This is a genomic window from Streptomyces sp. NPDC005004 (assembly GCF_053600675.1).
Genome location: NZ_JBSGAH010000029.1, coordinates 12509 through 33537, shown reverse-complemented (window position 1 = coordinate 33537; position 21029 = coordinate 12509). Strand labels below are relative to the sequence as shown.

At 69.4% G+C, this 21029-nt stretch carries 16 protein-coding genes; 8 read left to right on the top strand and 8 right to left on the bottom strand.

The window, feature by feature from the left end:
- The first annotated feature begins 175 nt into the window (after nucleotides 1-175).
- The gene (gene eccB, locus ACWEEU_RS28535; protein WP_451736128.1) at nucleotides 176-1699 is read left to right on the top strand and encodes a type VII secretion protein EccB; all 1524 of its coding nucleotides are present in this window, start codon (nucleotides 176-178) and stop codon (nucleotides 1697-1699) included.
- A 14-nt stretch (nucleotides 1700-1713) separates the two neighbouring features.
- Nucleotides 1714-2949: a type VII secretion-associated serine protease mycosin gene (gene mycP, locus ACWEEU_RS28530; RefSeq protein WP_385745072.1), complete on the top strand. Its 1236-nt coding sequence runs from the start codon at nucleotides 1714-1716 to the stop codon at nucleotides 2947-2949.
- A 15-nt stretch (nucleotides 2950-2964) separates the two neighbouring features.
- Here the strand turns inward: mycP and ACWEEU_RS28525 are convergent, their stop codons facing one another.
- The 3 genes from ACWEEU_RS28525 to ACWEEU_RS28515 form a co-directional block, all read right to left on the bottom strand.
- Nucleotides 2965-3282, bottom strand: coding sequence for a hypothetical protein (locus ACWEEU_RS28525; RefSeq protein ID WP_451736125.1), 318 nt, complete (start codon nucleotides 3280-3282; stop codon nucleotides 2965-2967).
- Between the two features lie 290 nt (nucleotides 3283-3572).
- Nucleotides 3573-5888 carry a hypothetical protein gene (locus ACWEEU_RS28520; protein ID WP_451736123.1) on the bottom strand — a complete coding sequence of 772 codons (2316 nt, stop codon included), beginning with the start codon at nucleotides 5886-5888 and terminating at the stop codon, nucleotides 3573-3575.
- Between the two features lie 3 nt (nucleotides 5889-5891).
- Nucleotides 5892-6362, bottom strand: a complete 471-nt coding sequence (locus ACWEEU_RS28515; RefSeq protein ID WP_451736120.1) for a hypothetical protein — start codon at nucleotides 6360-6362, stop codon at nucleotides 5892-5894.
- A 437-nt stretch (nucleotides 6363-6799) separates the two neighbouring features.
- Here ACWEEU_RS28515 and ACWEEU_RS28510 point away from each other — a divergent pair, with 437 nt between their 5' ends.
- The 5 genes from ACWEEU_RS28510 (at nucleotide 6800) to ACWEEU_RS28490 (ending at nucleotide 11058) form a co-directional block, all read left to right on the top strand.
- Nucleotides 6800-7264, top strand: coding sequence for a hypothetical protein (locus ACWEEU_RS28510; protein WP_385745080.1), 465 nt, complete (start codon nucleotides 6800-6802; stop codon nucleotides 7262-7264).
- Nucleotides 7261-8982, top strand: coding sequence for a hypothetical protein (locus ACWEEU_RS28505; protein WP_451736117.1), 1722 nt, complete (start codon nucleotides 7261-7263; stop codon nucleotides 8980-8982). The genes ACWEEU_RS28510 and ACWEEU_RS28505 overlap by 4 nt, the downstream gene beginning before the upstream one ends.
- 130 nt (nucleotides 8983-9112) lie before the next feature.
- Nucleotides 9113-10276, top strand: coding sequence for a S8 family serine peptidase (locus ACWEEU_RS28500; protein ID WP_451736162.1), 1164 nt, complete (start codon nucleotides 9113-9115; stop codon nucleotides 10274-10276).
- A gap of 100 nt (nucleotides 10277-10376) precedes the next feature.
- Complete coding sequence (locus ACWEEU_RS28495; RefSeq protein WP_018544870.1) at nucleotides 10377-10715, top strand: WXG100 family type VII secretion target; 339 nt, start codon at nucleotides 10377-10379, stop codon at nucleotides 10713-10715.
- Nucleotides 10716-10755: 40 nt separating this feature from the next.
- Nucleotides 10756-11058, top strand: coding sequence for a WXG100 family type VII secretion target (locus tag ACWEEU_RS28490; protein ID WP_385745086.1), 303 nt, complete (start codon nucleotides 10756-10758; stop codon nucleotides 11056-11058).
- 64 nt (nucleotides 11059-11122) lie between these two features.
- Here ACWEEU_RS28490 and ACWEEU_RS28485 read toward each other — a convergent pair whose 3' ends face one another.
- The 4 genes from ACWEEU_RS28485 to eccCa form a co-directional block, all read right to left on the bottom strand.
- Complete coding sequence (locus tag ACWEEU_RS28485; RefSeq protein ID WP_451736112.1) at nucleotides 11123-11767, bottom strand: hypothetical protein; 645 nt, start codon at nucleotides 11765-11767, stop codon at nucleotides 11123-11125.
- 12 nt (nucleotides 11768-11779) lie between these two features.
- Entirely contained in the window at nucleotides 11780-14062 is a 2283-nt protein-coding gene (locus tag ACWEEU_RS28480) for a hypothetical protein (RefSeq protein ID WP_451736109.1), read from the bottom strand.
- Nucleotides 14063-14067: 5 nt separating this feature from the next.
- A complete protein-coding gene (locus ACWEEU_RS28475) occupies nucleotides 14068-14514 on the bottom strand; it encodes a hypothetical protein (protein WP_385745093.1) in 447 nt (148 codons plus the stop codon).
- A 73-nt stretch (nucleotides 14515-14587) separates the two neighbouring features.
- Entirely contained in the window at nucleotides 14588-18556 is a 3969-nt protein-coding gene (gene eccCa, locus ACWEEU_RS28470; RefSeq protein ID WP_451736105.1) for a type VII secretion protein EccCa, read from the bottom strand.
- Between the two features lie 338 nt (nucleotides 18557-18894).
- Between eccCa and eccD the strand changes: the two genes are divergently transcribed.
- On the top strand, nucleotides 18895-20397 hold the full coding sequence (gene eccD, locus ACWEEU_RS28465) for a type VII secretion integral membrane protein EccD (RefSeq protein WP_451736159.1): 1503 nt from the start codon (nucleotides 18895-18897) through the stop codon (nucleotides 20395-20397).
- A gap of 57 nt (nucleotides 20398-20454) precedes the next feature.
- Here eccD and ACWEEU_RS28460 read toward each other — a convergent pair whose 3' ends face one another.
- Nucleotides 20455-20790 (bottom strand): DUF397 domain-containing protein, encoded by a 336-nt coding sequence (locus ACWEEU_RS28460; RefSeq protein WP_385745097.1) that lies wholly within the window; start codon nucleotides 20788-20790, stop codon nucleotides 20455-20457.
- Nucleotides 20791-21029 lie beyond the last annotated feature (239 nt).

The window sequence follows — 21029 nt, the reverse complement described above, 5'->3', positions numbered from 1 at the left end:
CACAACTCGCTGGAATCAGGCGCCCGCACAAGGCCCTTGAGGGCCCAGGTACCCTACCCGCTCCGCAGGACCCGACCCGTACCAGGCATAGTAGGGGCCGGGTCCGACAACGGAGGGCGGGGGAGAGCGGTCCCCGGGCGCGCTCCGCGTGAGACACGGGGAGAAACGGGCACAGATGGCATCTCGGCGGGACCAACTCAACGCCTACACCTTCGCGAAGCGCCGTATGCTCGCGTCCTTCGTCCGGTCGTCGCCGGACGCCTCCGACGAGGGGGCGCCGAGCCCGCTGCGCGCGGTGCTGCCCGGCGCGATCGCCGCGGCGGTCGTGGTCGCGGCCTTCGGCGCCTGGGGCATGTTCAAGCCGACCGCACCGCAGGGGTGGGACGCCCCCGGCCAGAAGGTGATCATCGCCAGCAAGTCCACCACCCGGTACGTGGTGCTGAAGACCAAGGGCAAGACCCAGCTCCACCCGGTGCTCAACATGGCCTCCGCCAAGCTCGTGCTCAACACCCAGAGCGACGTCGACGTGGTCACCGTGGACGAGTCGATCCTCGACAACGGCAAGATCCCGCACGGCGTCACCATCGGCATCCCCTACGCCCCCGACCGGCTGCCCTCCGGCAAGGAAGCGGGCGGCGCCAAACGCTGGGTGGTGTGCGAACGCCCCAGCGGCAGCGGCGACTCCATCCAGAAGGCCGCCTTCGTCCTCGCCCCGCGCGACCAGCACCGCACCGAGGGCTCCGAGCAACTGACCGGCGGCCAGCTCCTCTACGTCGTCACCCCCGACAGGACCCGCTACGTGGTCGACGCGCACGGCTGGGCGTACCGCGTGGACGCCTCCGACGCCCTGCTGCTGCGCACTCTGGTCGGCCCGGACCGCGTACCCGAGCGCGTCACCAAGGAGTGGATCGAGACCCTGCATCAGGGCTCCCCGATCCGCTTCCCCAAGATCGAGGGCATCCCCGCGGCACCGGCCCACGCGGGCGGCCAGCTCGACACCCACGCCGACCGCGTCGGCATGGTGCTCAGGGCTCCCGTCAACGGCGAGGAGCGGTACTACGTGGTGCTGCCCGGCCGCGTCGCCCCCGTCTCCGACTTCGTCGCCTCCCTCCTGCTCGGCAGCGAGGACCTCGTCAAGCTCGGTCAGGTGGGTCACCCGCAGGAGGTCAGCCCCGGCGCGGTGGAGGAGGGCAGCCCCTTCGCCACCGAGTACAAGTGGCCCGTCCACGAACCCAAGGCGGTCAACGAGGCGTCCACCGCCTCCGGCAGCCGCAACACCGTCTGCAACGTGCTGCGGCACGTCTCCGGCGGCGGCGGGACCACGCTGAGCACCTGGGCTGGCAGCGACTTCCCCGCCGTCCTCGCCACCGGCTCCTCCAGCGCCTACGTCACCGCGGGCTCCGGCCAGCTCTACCGCCAGTACCAGGGCCGGGAGACCTCCGTCGGACCGGTCTTCCTGGTCACCGACACCGGCCTGCGCTACGCACTCCAGTCCAACGACGACAGCGCGGGCGACGACGCCGGGATCGGCGTCTCGGCCGGGCAGCGCAAGCAGCTCCAGCAGGAGGCCAAGCTGGCGCAGACCCACCTCGGGTACGCCGACGTGAAGCCCGCGCCCGTGCCTGCCGCCTGGTCCGAGTTCCTGCCGACGGGGCCCCGCCTCTCGACGGCCGGCGCGCGGCAGCCGCAGGGCTCGTGAGGGGGCGGCAGACGATGCGCAGAGGACTCCTGCCGCTGGGCCGTACCGGCCTTGCCGCCGCTCTCGCCGCGGGCGGCGGCCTGCTGACGGCGCCCGCCGCGGCCGCCGACTCCGGCACCGACCAGTGCACGTTCAGCAAGACCAACCACGTCTACTCCGGCACCCCCTGGGCTCTCCAGCGGGTCATCCTGGACGACGTGTGGAGCCGTTCCAAGGGCCGGGGCGTGCGCGTGGCCGTCATCGACACCGGTGTGGACACGGAGAACCCGCAGCTCACGCACGCGGTGGACGCCTCCCTCGGCGCCAACTACCTGCCCGCCAAGGACGACAAGGGCCAGCGCATCGAGCGGGGCAGGAAGGACGGCACCACCGACACCGTCGGGCACGGCACCCGCGTCGCCGGGATCATCGCCGCCCGGCCGATGAAGGGCACGGGCTTCGTGGGCCTGGCCCCCGAGGCCACGATCGTCCCGATCAAGCAGAACGACGCGGAGGGCAACGGCACGGCGGCGACGCTCGCCGAGGCGATCCGGCACGCGACGGCCGTCAAGGCCCAGGTCATCAACATCTCCCAGGACACCGTGAAACCGGTGCCCCAGGACGCCGACCTGCTCGCGGCCGTCAACGACGCCATCGCCCACAAGATCGTCGTCGTCGCCTCGGCGGGCAACGACGGCCTCGGCGGCAACGTCAAGAAGACCTACCCCGCCTCCTTCTCCGGCGTCCTCGCCGTCGCCGCCTCCGACCGCAACAACGAACGCGCCGCCTTCTCCCAGTCCGGCGACTTCGTCGGCGTCGCCGCCCCCGGCGTCGACATGATCTCCACCGTCCCCAAGGGCGGCCACTGCTCCGACAACGGCACGAGCTTCTCGGCGCCGTACGTCGCCGGCGTCGCCGCCCTGATCAAGTCCCGCCACCCCGACTGGACCTCCCGCGAGGTCATCGCCCAGATCGAGCAGACCGCCGAACGCTCCATCCCCGGCCACGACCGCCTCGTCGGCTGGGGCGTGGTCGACCCCGTCCGCGCGGTCACCGACGACGACCACCCCATCGAGACCCCCCGCCCCGACCCCGTCCTCACCCACGCCGAGCCCCCCACCCCCGCGAGACTCACCCTCGGCGAAACCCCCCAGGAACGAAACGCCCGCCTGGCCACGTACGTGGCGATCGGCGCGGGTGTGCTGGTCGCGGGCCTGACAGGCACGGGAGTGGCGGTACGGGACGCCCGGCGACGGCGGGGGCGGGGGTAGCGGGCGGGCGACGGCTCACTCGTTCCGCGGGTGGCAGGGGTTCTGGGCCTTCATGGACTTGGTGTATCCCCGGACGAGTCGCCCCATGGCCGCTTCGTCCGGGCGCCCCGGCTTCAGCACATCGATCAGCGTGCTGACGTCCTCTTTCTGTACGTCCTCCCCTCGGCACACGACCAAGGACGCGCCCCCCTGAGCGGCGTAGACGACAGAGCCCCCGTCCGCCGACTTCTGCCGCCAAATGGTCAGCCGGTGCCCCAGGATGTTCCGAGCCGTGTCACCCGCGACGATCCATTCCTGACTGATCTCCATCACGGTCTTCTCATCGACCCTCACCTGACAGAGCGTCCACCCTTCCTCCGAACCCCCGTCCTTCCGAAAGGAGATCCGGGCACCGCCCGAGGGAAGAAGCCGGGAGAGTGCCTGCGACGGCACGGACACGCCACACAGGGCCCTGGGGACGGTGAACTCCCGCTTCGCGCCCTCCGAGGAACACCCCGCCGCCCCCACCATTGCCAACAAGAGCGCGCCAACGCCCCACGCGTATGACGACGACTTCACGTTTGCCCCTCTCCAGCGCCCGCAAGGGCCTGTCCTGGCCGATTCACGTTTTGGACCGCGCGATGTCAGTGCGCACTACTTTCCGACTTCCACTGCGCGCCGTCCGAATGGCTGAGACCGGCGCGTGTGCGTGCGGCTCTGCGTAGATCTCCGGCAGTGTCCGGGTCGATGGTGTGATTGTTCGCCAAGGCGTGATTGACGGCGGCCTCCGCCGAGTCCAGGGCAGCGGTCCTACCTTCCCCGTACTTCACGCCTGCCTGGGCCTCGGCCTCGTTCGAGGTGTCCTGTTCGATGCTCTTCATGATGGACTCCTGGATGTCCTCCGAAGCCCATTCGAGAGGCGCACCCGCGATGGGAACGCGTTCACCGACCTTCTCGATACCCATGCCGAGAATGCGGTTCACCCACTTCTGTTTGTCGGCGGCTGCCTCGTTGAACTCCTTGTCCGAGGCAGTGTGATACTCGTAGACCGCGTGGGCGCGCGCATCGCTCATGACACCTGCGATCGCCGACCCCGGGGCCACCGCGTCCCCCACCCGACCGTCCAATGACGCAGTCGAATGTGTGGGGTCATTGATGACGTGATCGACGACATTGCTGGTGTAGGCCTGCTGCGCGCTGGTGATGGAAGCATAGGCACCGGGGTCCTGGCCCACCTCGCCGAGGAACCGGGCAGCGTGATCCGGATTGAGGCCGGCGGCCGCTCCGAACGTCGGGAACAGGCTGCTGTTCGGCTCCTCCCGGTACATGGCCTGCTGGAAATCCCCCATGTACTCCGCAGTGATATCCCCCAGACTCCCCCGCATCGCGTACAACGGACCCGACTCCGCGTCCTCCAGATCCCCGTTCTCGTTGTGCCGGATCAGTTCCGGGTGTTCGCCGAACTTGTCGACGATCTCGCTCACCAGGTGCGCTCGGGCCTCGGTGTGGCGGATGGCGTCGCCGGTGGGGTCGCCGTCGTAGGGGCGGCCCGTGGTGGCGGATTCGAGGGCGTGGCCGAGGGCGGTGGGGCCGAAGCCGAGGGCGGCCTTGGACTTGTCCTCGTCCGCGAGGACGTTGGTCGCGTTGGTGTCGACCGTCCACTCGAAGTCCTTGTCGGTGAACAGGTCGAGGTAGGAGGAGAAGCCGGGGTTGCCACCCGGCTTCACGGTGCCGTCCTCGTTGTAGGCGGTCGGGGCCGAGGTGAAGAACTTCTCGGAGGCTTCGGGACTGTGCCCGAGTGCCTCCAGGACGCTGTTCAGCGGATCGTTGCCGCTGCCGAGCTTGTCGGAGGGATTGAAGCCGTAGCTGTCGGGGTTCCCGGCCGGCTTGTCGGAGAGGAAGAAGTACGGGTCCTTCTTGTGCAGTTGGGTGATGTGCTCCGCGATGGGGTTGAGGAACCGCGCGTCGTAGTCGCCGTAGCGGAGCAGCCCGCCGAGGACCTGGTAGCCGTACGGCTTGTTCCACTGCCCGCGCTCCCAGCCGATCTGCTGCGTGCCGAGACGCCGGAACTCCTGGCCCCACGTGTCCGGCAGGTGATACCGGTGGTCGTGGTCGGTCGCGTTGGCGAGGTTGTAGCCCATCACCCGCTGCAGATCGCGTACTTCGTCCAGCCGCGTCTTGGACGCGTCCGCGCCGGTGCCGTCGATGGACATCGAGGCGTAGAACTGCAGCGCCTTCTCAGGCCCACCGAGCCCCTTGTAGAACTCCGTCGAGAACTCCCCGTCCTTCTCACCGGCGTTGAACCGCAGCAGCTCGTTCAGCTCACGCAGCTCCGCGTCGGACATCTTGTCGCCCTTGCGGGCGAGTTCGACGGCGCGCTCGGCCTCGGCGTCGTTCAGGGACTCGTAGTCGGTGTGGCCCGCGTCGTGCCGGTCGTTGCCGTGGATCTTGCCCAGCGCGCGGGCGACCGAGGCGTCGATCTCCTCCGCGTGGGCGACGATCCGGTTGATCTTGGCTTCCAGCGCCTGCCGGGAGTCGAGCTGCTCCTGCGTCCGCTCGTCGCTGTCCCCGCGGATGTGCGGGAAGAAGCAACGGACCTTCCCGCCCCCGATGTCCTCGACCCGCACCCCGAGATGCGCGGCCTCGACGTCGACGGCCGTCAGGAGCTGCTTCTGCAGCGCCGCCAGCACCCGGTGCCCGTCGTCCAGCACCTGGTGCACGCTGTGCGCCTCGACGTGGAGGTCCGCGACCTCCTTGGCCGTCTTGCCGACGAACTCCCTTGTCACGGTGGCGTTCACGCCCGCCCACCGGGCGGACTCGGACTTCGCCCGCATCCCGGTCCGCGCGCTGTCGGCGGCCTTCTTCAGACCGTCCGCGGTCGACTTCCAGTCCGCCACGGCGGAGGCGAGCCTGCCGAGGTCCACCTCGGCGAGATCGGTGAAGGTGAGAGCCACGGACATCCCCTACTTGAAGTACTCGTCGAGCTGGGACACCGGCACGGCGCCCCCGTCACTGCCGCGCAGCACCGTCCCGATTTTGGCGTCGTCCTCCGCGTGCAGCTTCTTCGTGAAGTCCAGGTGGTCCGAGATGTGCGCACACGCCTGGAGCACCGACTTCACCTGCGAACTCCACACGTCCACCGTGGTGTCGAGGGCGCCGCCGAGCTGGAAGCCGTGCGACTTCAGCGAGGCCGCCGCCTGCGCGGTGGAGCCGTTCCCGCTCTTGTCCGCCCCGGCGCCCGCGATGTCCGCGCAGCCCTTGACCTCGTCGTAGAGAAGGTGGGCGTCATGCCCGACGGCGCCGAGGTCGTCCTGGTGGACCACCAGGTCCCCTCCGCCACCGCCGCCGTCCGGCGCGACCTGGTTCAGCCGCGTGTGTGACGAAGTCCCCTTCGCCGCCTGCGCCTTGAGCTGTTCCCACTCGTCCCACGCCATGGAGTGGACCTCCATTCCCCTGTGGCCGCGCCGGCGTCCGGCGCCCCCGTGTCGGTCTCCCGTCAACCTAGCAACCAGGCCCTGGTGAAATCTCCGGCCCGAACAGTTCGGCAAGCGGACAGCCCTTTCACCGGGGTGATGTTTTGTGGATGCAAAGTTCCCGCCGACCCGGACCCGGGCGGCCGGACGGTCCGTTCCGTACGTGAATGTTCTGTGCCCCCGGCGCGCAAGTTCCGCCCGTTCGGCCCGAGTTGCCGGTTCTGCGGGACCCGCGGGACCCACCGGCCCGGGACATGGTTGCAACTGAACCGTCGCAGAGTTCAGTTGGCCGCGATTTACACAGTGACTACAGTGGTCTGTGACGGTACGGGGGTACGACAGCGTACGACCCCATCGTCAAAAGTTGTACAAACGGGGAACGGGGAAGGGGTCGTCCGGTGGCTGGCGGTAGCGGCTCGCATGTCAGGCGCGGCATCGACGCGTTGTCGAAATTCAAGACGAAGGTCGACGACGCGCTGCGCACCTTCGAGGACGCCCCGGGCGGGCCGTCCAAGGTCGCGGAGCACAGGCTCGACAGAAGCTCGTTCGGCGGCGCGAACGCCCCGTTCCACGAGGCGACCGACCTGCACGGCCAGTACGAGCGCGTCCACGAGCGGCTCACCTATCTGTCGAAGTCCCTGGGACTCCAGATCGAGGCCCTCACCCTCGCGACCCGTGCCTCCGACGGGGCGTACGACGGGGCCGAGGCCGAGGTGGAGCGACGGTTCTGGGAGATCAAGTCGCACCTCGACCAGGAGCACCAGAAGGCGACGGAGTCGCAGCACAAGAAGCAGGAGTCGCACGACAAGAAGCCGGAGCCGCTGCGTGAGACCAGCAAGACGGCCGTGAAGGACTACCAGTGAGCGACAACTGGCGGCAGCAGCCGCAATACAAGGCCGACGTCGAGCAGGCGGACGTCCAGGTCGGCGTGGTCGAGGTGCTGCACGCCGTCGACAACATCTTCAAGGGCACGCCGATGGGGTCGCCACTCTCCATCGGTCGCACCGACTTCGAGAACCACGACCTCAACGACATGATCGACCTGGTCGAGCACGCCAAGCCGGAGCACTTGGAGCAGGCGAGCAAGACCCTGTGGGACGCCCGCACGGCCATCCACGACGCCGCCACCGACCTCCAGTCCAACCTCGGGCAGGTCGACTGGGAGGGCGAGGGCGCGGACGCCTTCCACAAGTGGACCAAGGACCTCATCAACTGGACCAAGGACCTCGCGACCTACGCCGACGTCGCCGCGACCCAGATCGACGCGGCGGCCACCGGCCTGGCCTCGGTCCGCAAGTCCATGCCCCCGCGCGACACCCGCCCCTCCGCCGACCAGAAGCGCCCCCACGACCTCCCCAAGGCCAAGCAGGTCGACACCAACCCGGACTACACGGCCGCCCTCAAGGTCGAGAAGAACCGGCAGGAGGCGATCAACCAGATGAACCGGTTGGCGTCCTTCTACTCGGTGTCGGCCACGACGCTGAAGGCCGCGCCGGAGCCGGCGCCGCTTCGGGGGATGCCGGATGTGGGGGTGCCGCGGCCTCCTGACTCCGTCTACATCGGTAAGGGACCGGTCGGCTCCGGCGCAACGTCGTCAGACACAGCGGTGCGGAGAGTGGGTGCGGAAGGCCACGCAGTCACGACAGGCCCTTCTCATGCCGAGACAGGGGGAGGTGCGGTTCACCTGAGGGAGACACCCCACGTCCCCGACGCACCTGCTGTCCACGATGTCGGCACGGAGATCAACACGGTAGGCACGCTGCCGCCGCCGACCACCACCACACCGGCAGGACCTGCGACTCCCACGTTGCCCGCTGCCGGCACCGGTGGGGGGCAGACTGCCCCGCTGTTCCCGGGTCCGGTAGCGCCCCCGATCACGTCTGCCTCCGGTCGGGCCACGGGTTATGGACCGGTCAATAGGCTGCCCCTGTCCGGGCAGGGGCGTTCCGGACCGTCTGGTGGTGCGCCGGGGCGCCTGCCGCAGGGCACTGCGGGTCAGTCGGGGCGGACACCGGTCGGCGGGCGTACGCCGCAGGGACCGCTGGGTCAGGCTGCTCGTGCGACAGGGCGTTCGGTCACAAGCCAGTCGCCGTTGCGAGGTGCGACCCAGTCGGGGCAGTCACCGATCGGACGCGGGGTCACCGGCGGAACGCCACGTGCCAGCACGCCGACAGGACGTTCCGGCGCCACCAACCCGGCCGGTCCCGTGCGCAACGGCGTGGTCGGCGGCAAGCCAGTCGTCGGCCGTACACCGGGTTCGACAGCCGGTCCTCGTGTGCCGCGCGGCACGGTCGTCGGGGCCGCAGAGTCGGTTTCCTCTGCGCAGCCCAAGGGGCAGCTCGGTGGCCGCGGCGTCATCGGGTCGCCTCCGGCGAAGGCCGACCCTGCTGCAGGTGAGGCCGCCCTGCGCTCCGCAAGGAACTCCAACAGCGTGGTCGGTGCCCCTCGGCCCAAGGCTGACACGCTCAAGGACTCCGGCAAGGGACTCGGCCGCGGTGCGGTGGGAGCCGAGGCTCACGAAGAGAAGCACGGCTCGTCGCGGAAGAAGAAGCGGCGTGACGCGCCGAAGCAGAGCGACTGAACAAGCGAGGACGTACACAGGCATGAAGCCAGAGTTCAGCCAGGTCGCATCCCGGGCCTACCTGACGAGACTCAATGCGAGGCGTCTCTCTGCCGTGTGCGCAGCGTTGGGTGCGGTTGTCATCGGGTCGGTGGCACTTGGTCCCGAAGCCGCCGCGTCGGACGTGCGTTCGAAGCAGTGGTACTTGGACGCGATGGGCGCGGACGAGATATGGAAATACAGCACCGGTAAGGGGGTGAAGGTCGCTGTCATCGACAGCGGCGTCAACCCGAACACGCCTTCACTCAAAGGCCAGGTGCTGGTCGACGAGGTCCCTAAATCAGTGGCGTACCACGTCACACAGGACTACAACGGCCATGGCACCGATATGGCCGAGCTGATCGCCGGTACCGGGGCAGGCGGGGGTGTGAAGGGGCTGGCGCCCGACGCCAAGATCATTCCCTACCGTATCTACGAGTCGTCGCTGAAGGATCCGAAGGAGAAGGAGCGGACTCCTGACTCGACGGCTGCGATCAGAGCAGCCGCCGACAGCGATGCCAAGATCATCAATATGTCGTTCGCGAGTCCCTACTACAGCGTGGATGAGGAAGAAGCCGTCAAGTATGCGGCTTCCAAGGGCAAGTTGCTGTTCGCAGGCATCGGTAACAGCGGGGGCGAGGGGAACAAGGGACAGTATCCCGCCCAAGACGATCACGCGATCGGTGTTTCCGCCATCGACAAGTCCGGCACAGTCGCCAAGTTCTCCACTCATGGCAACTACGTGGATCTCGCCGCTCCGGGAGTCGCCATCCCCGCTTGGTGTGACACCACCTTCACCAATTACTGCGTCAAGGACGGCACCAGCGCTGCCACCGCCATCGCATCCGCCTCCGCCGCCCTCGTCTGGTCCGCCCACCCCGACTGGACCGCCAACCAAGTCCTCCGCGCGCTCATCGACACGGCCGGCCGCTCGTGGCCCAAGGACAAGCCCGGCACATACCTCGGCTACGGAGTCGTCCGCCCCCGCCGCGTCCTGATCAACAAGAACATCGACCCGGGCCCGGCGAACGTAGACCCTCTCGCGAAGGAGAACGGAACGGCGGACGGCGACGGTGAGGACGCCAAGGCGTCCTCCGCCCCCAGCCGGTCGGCGAAGCCCTCCGCAGGAGAGAAGGCCGGGGGGCAGACCTCCGCCGCCAAGACCCAGGACTCCGGCGACGGCACCCGCACCTGGGTGACCATCGGCGCCGCAGCAGCCGTACTACTCATCGCAGGAGCCGGTTTCGCCGTGCTGCGCGCACGCCGTAACGCCTAGACCGGACCCCGCGTACGCGCGGCCGCTCACCAGCGGTCGGCAGTCCGCCTGCCAGGGGCAGACGCCCCACGCAAGGCCAGTTCACACAGAAGGGCATGAAATGGCGCAGCGCCAGAAGGTAAGTGACAAGGACCTCATCGTCCTCGAAAAGGAGCTTCTGCACCGTTTCGAGAGCGTCAAGGGCCAGCTCAAGGAACTCCAGGCCCTGATCGACAGCCTGGAGGGCAACTGGAAGGGCATCGGCGCCGGTGCCTTCAACAAGAAGCAGACCGAGATCAACGAGCGCATGGTGCACATCGGCGGCATCCTCGCGAAGTTCATCGAGGCGATGAGCCAGACCCGTCGCATCAAGGACGGCACCGAGGACGAGGTCCGCGCCCAGGTGCAGGGCATCGACGTGGACCTCGGCGGCTCGCACTCCGCGCTGTCGAACTACTGATCCCCGCCCGCCCACCCCTTCTCGCGAAAACGGAGCAATCATGAGCGTCAACAACAGCGGCGAGCTGGAAGTCACTTACTCGAGCCTCGACGAGACCGCCACGCAGCTCGCGAACCACGCCAAGCGGCTTGAGGAGAGCCTGGAGGCCATCAAGCAGAAGGTGGCCGGCGTCGCCAGCATGTGGGAGGGCGAGGCCCACACCGTCTACGCCGAGCGTCAGGCCGACTGGGACAAGCAGGCCAAGGGCATCCACGAGGCCCTGATGGCCATCAGCCGCGTCGTCCACTCGGCCGGCGGCGACTACCTCGGCGGCGACAAGAAGGCCGCCAGCTACTACATGTAATCCCCGGCACGGACAAAGGGTGGGCACGCACGGGAGGTGCCCACCCTTTGCCGTGGCGCTGAGCTCAGCCCAGTTGTGCTTCCGAGGCGCAGTCCGCCTCATGCGCTACCGCGCGCGACATGGAGCCGAGGATCGCCATACGGTCGTCGTCGCGGTGCTCACCTCGCATCTGGTTGGCCGAGGAGTACATTTCCGCCCTCACGTATTTCGCGTCCCCGGCTTCCGATTTCCCGGACTCGGCCTTGGTGCCACACCGGAAGAACAAGAGGGCTCCGTAAGGGCCGGCTTTCGCGTAGACACCCAGGCCGTAGCGGTTCTTCCCGGTGCCTTCGGGATAATGGTCAGCCGCCGAGAACCGAATCTCCAGCAGCGGATACCCGCTGGTGTTCTCAGACTTGTACACCCAGCACGCGCCTTGCCGAGAGTACGTGTCGTGCAGGTGACTGACCGCGTATCGCACCGAGAACTTGTCCGGTTCGCCGGCCCTGTTCGTCCCTGTGGCGTCGTCGAACTGCGACACGCCGGACAGGCGGCGCAGTGCGGCCTGTGCCCTCGGGTCGAGTGTCGCGTCACAGACCTTGGCGGCGGTCACGTGCGCGTCTTTGGCGCCGGCATTCTGTGGGTCCTTGCTGCACCCGCCAATGAGCAACGCCGTGACGGCAACAGTGATGATCGGCCTGTACGTGCTCGACAATGAAATTTGCTGCACTTACGTCCCCGATCAGTCCTTGTACGGGGGGAGGCCCCGGTAGTCGTTTTCCTCCGAGCCGATTCCCGTGTAGCTGTTCTTGATTTCCTCGGTCCACTGCTCATTGTCGGCAGTGTCCATGGCCTTCGGATAGTGCGCGAAGTATGAGTGGTAGATGTCTCCGAGGTCGTTGGCTCCCCGCATGTAGAACTTCTGACTGGCCATCTGCGACGGCACCAGCGGATCGTCCTCCGCGTCGTCCGTGGACTTGTCGATCTCTTGCCCCAGCAGGGTGTTGGCCGCGTCGGTGACCGTGTCGGCGGCCAGCGGGGCGATGACGAGAGCGGCAGCCGTCGATCCGGGGAGCGGGACGGCGGCGACACCGCCGGCGACGACCGCTCCCACCGCCAGTTTCTTCCAGTCGGCGGACCGGCCCAGCGCCTTGTTGGCTTCCTCGGAGTTCTCGCCGTACGTGGTCGCCACCTGCTGTGCACGGGAGTGGTCCAGAATGCCGCGCGCCTCGGCTCCCACCGACATGATGTCCCGGGCGCGATTCATATGGGCTTCGGTGGTCGGCGGGTTGTCGTCCAGCATGCTCAGGGTGTAGAGGTGCTGGGCCACCGTCACCGCCTTGTGGGAGTGCTCGTCCTGTCCGAGCACGCTCAGAAAATCGATGGCTCCCTGGTTGCCGAACTGCGCCCGCCCGGCGTACCGCGCGGGGAAGTCACCGGCGTCCTTGGCGTGATCGCCGATGCCGGACAGCTCGTAGTCGAGGTCGTCGATGTACGCGCCTGCCATCTTGCCCAGGCTGTCCGCGAGTTCGGGCTGGTCGTGCAGCATCTTCGGACCGTCCTTGCCTCCGTAGAGGTAGGCGACCTGCTCCATGACGCCGGCCGTGGCCGCGGTGCGTCCGTCACCCGCCGTGACGTCCTTCGCGGTGGCGTCGGCGGAGTATCCGGTGGTGGCCGCTTCCAGCGCCCGTCCCAGCGAGTTACGGCCCGCGACGTGGTCGTGGTTGCCTTCGAGCGTCGAGTCGGACAGCCAGACCCGTTCCTTCGTCAGGTACTTCAGATGACTGTTGACCTCGGAGTCCTTGGTGACGCTGTCCCCGGTTCCGTCGGGCTGGGCGAAGAACTGCGTCGACGCATCCGGGTTGTGGCCCAGGGCCTCCAGGAAGCCGGTCATGGGGTCGCGGCCGCGATCGTTCTTGTAGCCCCAGTAGTTCAGGTCGCCCTGGTTCAGGTTGTTGATCCAGGGGCTCATGGGCTGCCCGTTGACCTGCTTGTCGTATGCGAGGAGCTTGTCGCCGTAGTCGTTGAGGAACTGGTCGTCGTAGTCGCCGAAACGCATCAGGTTGCTCATGACGGCGTAGCCGAGCGGATTGTTCGCGTCGTCGGTGCCGAGCTCGTGGGGGCCCAGCCCGATCATCTGCTTCTCCCAGCCCTGCATCTTGTCGCTGTCGGAGAGAGTGGCCCGGCCGATGACGGTTCCGAGGTTCTTCTGGAGCTGCTTCGCCTGTTCGGCACGTTCCGGGTCGTACGTGCCCTGGTACGGATCGGCGATTCCCGCCCAGAACGTCAGTACCTTCTTGGGGCCCACCTGGGTGGCGAACTCCTCCGCGAACAGGGGATCGTTCTTGTACTTGGCCAGAGCAGAGTTGAGCGTGGCGAGTTCGGTGTTGGTGACGTCGTGCGGGTTCTTCTCGAGGATCCTGGCCAGACGGTCGGCGTCCGCGACAGCCTTGGCCGCCGCGTCCCGGTCACCGTAAGAGGCGCTGGAGAAGCCGTACTTCGCCTGATTCACGATCAGCGTGAGGGCCTTCGCCGCGGTGCTGTCGCTCTCGGTGGCCTTGCTCAGGATGCGCTGGATCTCGTCACGGAGGCCGTCGACGTCCTTCTGGTCGACGGCGCTCGTGTCGCCGCTGGGGTCGGCGGCCCAGTCGGGTCGCGTGTTGCCGCTGACGGTGAACGTGCCGTGACCGGTGTCGACGACGGTCAGGTGCTTCGCCGCTCCCCGCGCGATGGCCTCGTTCAACTGGGTGCGGTAATCGATCAGTTCGCCGCGGGTGTCCTTGAGGATCTTCGCCACGGTGTTCGCCTGTGTATGGGCGTCGGCGAACTCCTTCGCCGTCTTGTCGATGAACTCACGGCTCACCTGGGCGTTCACGCCCGCCCAGTTCGCCTTGTCGGCCTTGGCCTTGAGGTTGGCGCGGGCGTCCTCCCGCAGGGTGTCGAGCTTCTTGGTCATCTCCTCCCAGTCGGTGATGGCTTCACCGAGCTGGGAGAAGTTGCCGTCACGCAGCGCGTTGAGGTCCATCCCGGTCAGCCGCCCGTCCGCTCGTCGAAGCCGTGGTCCAGCTCGGAGATGCTGCTGAGGGTACCGGCGATGTAGGACTCGTCGGCCGCGTGCTGGCTCTTGGTATAGCGCAGATGATTGGAGATGTGGGCGCACGCATCGAGGAGCGTCTGCACCTGGTCGACCCAGTGCTGGGCGACATGGTCGAGGGCGGAGCCGATGGCGAAGCCCTCGTCCGTGAGCCCTCCGGCCGCTTTCAGCGAGGACATACGCGCGTGGTCGCTGTAGTGCCCGAAGTCCTCGAACAGATCGTGAGCCGCCTTGCCGATGGCGGACAGGTCCGTGTCGTGCACGGTGAGATCACCACGCGGGACCGGACCGCCCCCGTCGGGGGGCACATGGTCGATCCGCGTGTGCGCCGGCCGGCTCTTCGCGGCGTCCGCCTTCAGTTGCTCCCACTCGTCCCACGGCATCTGTCGTCACTCCCCGTTCTGTCGCGCCGCGTCGTCCGGACGCGGCCCCGTCACCCCGCGAATCGGCATCCCTCTAGTACTCCACCTCCACCATCCCCGTCTGCACCAACGGCTTCCCCCGCTTGCGCGACACGAAGACGCCACGCCCCGCGGGCATCGGCCGCGGGCGCACGCCGCCGAGGACGTCTCCCTCGCCGGGGTCGCCCGCGAGGATGAGGCCCTGGGCGCCGAGTTCCTTCATGCGCTGGAGGAAGGGCTCGTAGGAGGCGCGGCTGGCGCCCGCGGAGGAGCGGGCGATGACGAAGCGGACGCCGACGTCGCGGGCGAAGGGGAGCATCTCGGTCAGGCCCGCCAGCGGGTTGCCGCTGGAGGTGGAGACGAGGTCGTAGTCGTCGATGACGACGAAGACCTGCGGGCCCCGCCACCAGCTCCGCTCACGGAGCTGCTGCGCGGTGACGTCGGCGGTCGGGGTGCGGCGCTGCATGAGGTCGGCGAGGGCCGTCATGTGGTGGTCCATCTGGCTGGACATGGGGATGTACTCGGCCAGGTGGGTCGCCGGGGTGACGTCCAGCAGCGAGCGCCGGTTGTCCACCACGAAGAACTTCGCCTCGTCACCGCCGTACCGCAGGGTGAGCTGCTTGATCAGCAGGCGGAGCAGGTTGGACTTGCCGGACTCGCTCTCGCCGAAGATCAGGAAGAACGGGTCCTGTTCGAAGTCGAGGAAGACCGGCTCCAGGTTGTCCTCGTCGAGCGCGAAGGCGATCCCCTGCTTCGGGAAGCGGTCGCCCGAGGGCAGCTCCGAGGATTCCAGCCGGCGGGGCAGCAGGCGTACCTCGGGCGCACCAGGGCCCTGCCAGTGGCGCGAGACCTCGGTGGTCAGCGCGGCCGTGGCGTCCGCCAGGTCGGTGTCGGAGGTCAGGCCGTCTATGCGCGGCACGGCCGCCATGAAGTGCAGCTTCTGCGGGGACAGACCCCGCCCCGGCACCCCGGCGGGTACGTTCGCCGCGACCTTGCGGTCGATCTCGGAGTCCATGACGTCACCGAGCCGCAGTTCGAGCCGGTTCATCAGGTGGTCCTTGAGGTTCGCCCGGACCTCCATGGAGCGCGACGCGGTGATGACGACGTGGATGCCGTAGCCCAGACCGCGCGCGGCGATGTCCAGGACGGCCGGCTCCAGACCCTCGTAGTCGGTACGGAAGTTGCCCCAGCCGTCGATGACGAGGAAGACGTCGCCCCAGGGCTGGTCGGTGACCGAGATGTCGCCGCGTGCCCGGCGGGCGCGGAACTCCGCGATCGAGGGGATGCCCGCCGAGCGGAAGTACTCCTCGCGGCGGGTGAGGACGCCGTACACCTCGGAGACCGTGCGCCGCACCCGTTCCGGGTCCAGACGCGAGGCGATCCCGCCGACGTGCGGCAGCCCGGCCACGGCCGCGAGACCGCCGCCACCGAAGTCGAGACCGTAGAACTGCACTTCCTGCGGGGTGTGGGTGAGCGCGAAGGAGCAGATGAGGCTGCGCAGCATGGTGGACTTGCCGGACTGCGGGCCACCGAGGATCTGCATGTGGCCGGCCGCGCCGGAGAAGTCCAGCAGGAGCCGGTCGCGCCGCTGCTCGTACGGCTTGTCGACCAGACCCGCCGGGACGACCAGACGGCCCGCGCCCTCGTAGTCGGGCTGGGTGAGACCGCGTCCCGGCACCGGGGCGAGACCCGGCAGCAGCGCGTCGAGCGCGGGCGGGCTCTCCAGCGGCGGCAGCCACACCTGGTGCGCGGCCGGTCCCTGCGCCTCCAGCCGGCGCACGACGACGTCGAGCACGGTGTCGGCGAGCGCGTCGTCCACGTCCTTGACGGACTCGGTGCGCTGCTCGGGCACGGCGACGTAGTGCACGGGCACCTCGGCCGCCGTGAACAGCACCGGGCGCCGGTCCACCGGCAGCGGACCGCCGGCCAGCGCGGCCACGCCCTGCGGTCCGGAGCGGTACACCCCGGAGACGTACGCCGCCTTGAAGCGCACCATCTCGTCCGTGCCGTACTTCAGGAAGCCGGAGCCGGGCACGTTCGGCAGCTCGTAGGCGTCCGGGACACCGAGGGCCGCGCGGGACTCGGCGGCGGAGAAGGTCCGCAGACCGATCCGGTAGGACAGATACGTCTCCAGACCGCGCAGCCGCCCCTCCTCCAGACGCTGCGAGGCCAGCAGCAGATGGACGCCGAGCGAGCGGCCGATGCGGCCGATCTGGACGAACATCTCGATGAAGTCGGGCTTGGCGGTGAGGAGTTCGCTGAACTCGTCGATCACCAGGACCAGCGAGGGGATCGGCTGCAGGGGCGCACCGGCGGCGCGCGCCTTCTCGTAGTCGTGGATGTTGGCGTAGTTGCCCGCGTCGCGCAGCATCTCCTGGCGGCGGTTCAGCTCGCCGCGGATGGAGTCGCCCATGCGGTCGACCAGGGTGAGGTCGTCGGCCAGGTTGGTGATGACGGCGGCGACGTGCGGCATCTGCGACATGCCAGCGAAGGTCGCGCCGCCCTTGAAGTCGGCCAGGACGAAGTTCAGGGTCTCCGAGGAGTGGGTGACGGCGAGGCCGAGCACCAGCGTGCGCAGCAGCTCCGACTTGCCGGAACCGGTCGCGCCGACGCACAGGCCGTGCGGGCCCATGCCCTCCTGCGCGGCCTCCTTGAGGTCCAGCATGACCGGGCGGCCGTCCTCGCCGAGTCCGATCGGCACCCGCAGCCGCTCGGCCAGCGCGCGCGGCCGCCAGGTCCGCTTGGTGTCCACGGAGGCGGCGTCGCCGAGCCCGAGCAGGTCGGTGAACTCCAGGTTGGCGAGCAGCGGTTCGTCGTCGTCGCCGCCCGAGGCCATCCGCAGCGGCGCGAGCTGGCGGGCCAGCGCCTCGGCGGACTGGGGGGAGAGGGCGTCCGGAGTGCCCTCGTAGACGATGCCGTGGCCGGACTCCAGACGCAGCGAGCCGGGCCGGACGACGACCGACAGATCGCCCGCCGGACCGGCCGGCTCGCCCGGCGCCACCTCGACCAGCGTGACGCCCTGGAGTCCCTCGGCCGCGGCGAGCACGGAGTCGGGCAGCAGGGAGAGGTCGTCCAGGACGATCACGATGTGCGGCTCGTCCAGGACCGGCGCGGCGTCCGGGTGGAAGCGGGGGCGGCCGGTGAGCCGGGTCGCCAGCAGGTCCTCCAGCTCACGGACGTCCGACCCGATCAGGCGTCGGCTGCCCGCGCCGTCCACCGCGCCGGTCGCCTGCGCGTGCGGCAGCCACTTCGCCCAGTCCCAGTGCGGCAGCGCCTCGCGCCCGGCGGCCACCGCGACGACGAGGTCCTCGGGGGAGTGCAGCGAGGCCAGCGAGCCCACCAGCGCGCGGGCACAGGACCGTACGGACTCCGTCTCGCCGCTGAGCACGACGTGCGAGAAGGCGCGCAGCGAGACGGCCATCGGCAGATCGCCGAGCGTGCCGTGCGCCGCGACGAAGCGCTGCATGGCGCCGGCGGTCAACGGCTCCAGTTGCTCGACGGGGCCGGTCTCGGGGGCGATCAGCGGGGTGGCCAGCGGCTGCGGGCCGAGCCCGATGCGCACGTGCGCGAAGTCCTCGTCGCCCGCCCGGCGTTCCCACACCCGGCTGCCCTCGGCGACCAGCGCCCAGAGCTGCTCGGGGGAGGGGTGCAGGTAGTACTGCGCGTCCCGCTGCGCCTTCGCGGTGCGCACGGCGTCCTTGCGGGTCTGCGAGAGGTAGCTGAGGTAGTCACGGCGCATGTCGGCCAACTGGCCCTGGGAGCCGCGCCGGAAGCGGACCACCATCGCGACCGACATGGCGATCGTCGAGGCGATCATGATCATTCCCATGATCTTCATGAACGGCTGGCCGTTCGTGAAGAAGAAGACCACGGAGCCGCCCATGCCGAGCGTGGGCAGCAACTGCATCAGGACGCTCTCCTGATGCCCGCGCGGCAGTTCCGGCGGCGGCTGGACAGCGATCTCCTCCGCCGGCACCTCGGACGGAAGCGCCCGAGGCGGGCGTTTGACGACGATCTGGCTCACTGCTCACCAATTCCCTTGCCCGACCCCGGCTTTCCGTCCGCCGCCCCGTATCCGGCGGACGCGGGCCGCCGCGCGATCCTACTGAGTTCACGGCGCGCGGGTGAGCGGTAGGGTGCCGGATGTTCGCGTGAGCACACGCCGACGCGACCGGAGAAACCGGGGCAACTCGCCTCATCCCCGCGCGGGAGGGGCCCGGAATCCGACCGCACGGCGGGTCGGTCGCCGCACTCGCGGCGAACGCGGGAGCGAACGGCACAGGACCTTCACCACACGGACGCGCCACCGTCACGGAGCGGAACGCGTCGCCACCATCACCGAGGGGGAGCAGACAGGTGAGCATGACGGCCGCCGCCACCGGCGGACCCGGTACCGGAACACCGGCCGGGGCCGGTACGGGACTCGGCTTCTGCCGGGTCACCATCGTCGCCCCGGACAGCCGCATCGACGTGGCACTCCCCGACGACGTGCCCGTCGCCGACCTCTGCCCGGAGATCCTCCGGCTCGCCCGGCAGAGCCCCGAGACCGGAGCGCCGGTCGGCTACCACCTCGTCCGCACCGACGGCACCGTGCTGGACAGCTCCCGCTCCTTCGCCGCCCAGCGCATACTCGACGGCGAACTCCTCACCCTGCGCCCCTTCGCGGAGTCCCTGCCCCCGGCCGTCTTCGACGACGTCGCCGAGGCCGTCGCCGCCGCCGTCACCAAGCAGCACCGGCTCTGGAGCGGCGACCTCACCCGTATCGCGGGCCTGATCGGCGGCGGCGTCCTGCCGGCCCTCCTCGCCTTCGTGGCCTGGACCGCCGACCCGCGCCACGACATGAACGGCCTGGCCGGCATCCTCGCCGCCGTCGCCGGCGTCCTGCTCGTCGTCCTGTCCGCCGTCCGCGCTCGCGTCTACGACGACCGCGCCTCCTCCGTCGCCCTTGGTCTCGGCGCGCTGCCCGGCATCGGCGTCGCGGGCAGCGGACTACTGCCGCTCAGCGGCGGCGAGGGCATCGGCAGGCTCCAGTTCCTGCTGGCGTGCGCCGCCGTACTCGTCGCCTCGCTCGTCCTCGCGCTCGTCTCCCCGCACCGGGACGGCCCGTTCGTCGCCTTCGTGTTCGCCTCGGGCGTGGCCCTCGTGGCCGTCTTCGTCGCCACCCTGGCCGACTGGGCGCCCACCGAGACGGCGGCCCTGTGCGCCACCGTCGCCGTCGGCGCACTGGCCTTCCTGCCCGGCCTTTCCATGCGCATCGCCCGGCTCCCCATCGGCTTCGAGGCGCCCAACTCCGCGCCCCGCCCCACCGCTTACGGCGCCGAGACCGCCGCCCCCGAGCCCGTCGACACCGAGCGTGTCGAGGCGCAGGCCCGGCGCGGCCACGAGATCCTCGTCGGACTGGTCGGCGGCTGCGCCGTCCTCGCCGTCGGCGCCGGAGCGGTCCTCGGCTTCTCCGACGACGTGTGGGCCCAACTGCTCGCCCTCGCCGCCGGTGTCGCCCTGCTGATGCGCGCCCAGCTCTTCCGCTACACCGCGCAGGTCGCCTCCGTCCTCGCGGCGGGCCTGGGCACCCTGGTCCTGCTCGGCCTCGGTCTCGCTCTCAACCCGCCGGAGTCGGTGATGCGCGCGGCCCTCGCGGGCGACCGTACCGACCTCGAGATCCGCACCGTCTGGCTGATCGTGGTCATCGGCCTGGCCGCCGCGCTCTTCACCGGCCTCGGCCTGGTCCTCTCGCGGGGTGCCCTGACCCCGTTCTGGGGCCGGTTCCTGGAGATCTGCGAGGGGTTCGTCCTGCTGACGCTGATCCCGCTCACCCTCGCCGTGTTCGACGTGTACGCGACCGTGCGGGCGATGACCAGCAAATGAGCCGACGGGGGACCGGAGCGTCGACTCCGGTCCCCCGTCGGGTCGTACGGGGCGCGCTCAGCCCTCCCGGGTCTGAGCCTCCTCGGCCCGGAACCGCTCCCCCGCCTCCAGGCCGCCGTTGTGCTCCATCGGGCGCAGGTCGAACTCCCCGTCCCGCGCGCCCAGGACGAAGGCCCGCCACTCGGCCTCGGTGTACCGCAACACGGTGTCCGGGTCCAGGGAGGAACGCATCGCCACCGCACCCTCGGGCATGTACGCGATCTCCACCCGCTCCTCGTGCTCCTCGGTACCCGGCGCGCAGTGCCACTCGAGCCCCGAGATGTCGACCGCGTACAGCTCGTCCCGCTCCCGTTCCTTGCGCGCTTTGAGTTCCAGGTCCTCGGCGTCGGTCATCGCGGCCGTCGTCCTTCCATCCGTACCGTCGAGCTGTGAACTCACCCTACTGGCCGGGGTTCTGGGGGGTCATGGATTCACGGGGGGACCACACGCGGGGGGTCGGGCAGCGGGTCCGCCTCCGCGTCAGGGGGCGGAACGCGGTGGACGACGGCGGGCGCCGGCCCCGGTGGTGCACGGCTTCCGCGCCGGCGGTCACGGGCCGCGCCGCCACGCGCCCCGGCCGCCCGTGTCCGCCC

Coding starts and splice junctions, on each gene's coding strand:
- eccB (WP_451736128.1), top strand. CDS start 176: ATGGCATCTCGGCGGGACCAACTCAACGCCTACACCTTCGCGAAGCGC.
- mycP (WP_385745072.1), top strand. CDS start 1,714: ATGCGCAGAGGACTCCTGCCGCTGGGCCGTACCGGCCTTGCCGCCGCT.
- ACWEEU_RS28520 (WP_451736123.1), bottom strand. CDS start 5,888: ATGTCCGTGGCTCTCACCTTCACCGATCTCGCCGAGGTGGACCTCGGC.
- ACWEEU_RS28515 (WP_451736120.1), bottom strand. CDS start 6,362: ATGGCGTGGGACGAGTGGGAACAGCTCAAGGCGCAGGCGGCGAAGGGG.
- ACWEEU_RS28495 (WP_018544870.1), top strand. CDS start 10,377: ATGGCGCAGCGCCAGAAGGTAAGTGACAAGGACCTCATCGTCCTCGAA.
- ACWEEU_RS28490 (WP_385745086.1), top strand. CDS start 10,756: ATGAGCGTCAACAACAGCGGCGAGCTGGAAGTCACTTACTCGAGCCTC.
- ACWEEU_RS28480 (WP_451736109.1), bottom strand. CDS start 14,062: ATGGACCTCAACGCGCTGCGTGACGGCAACTTCTCCCAGCTCGGTGAA.
- ACWEEU_RS28475 (WP_385745093.1), bottom strand. CDS start 14,514: ATGCCGTGGGACGAGTGGGAGCAACTGAAGGCGGACGCCGCGAAGAGC.
- eccD (WP_451736159.1), top strand. CDS start 18,895: ATGACGGCCGCCGCCACCGGCGGACCCGGTACCGGAACACCGGCCGGG.
- ACWEEU_RS28460 (WP_385745097.1), bottom strand. CDS start 20,790: ATGACCGACGCCGAGGACCTGGAACTCAAAGCGCGCAAGGAACGGGAG.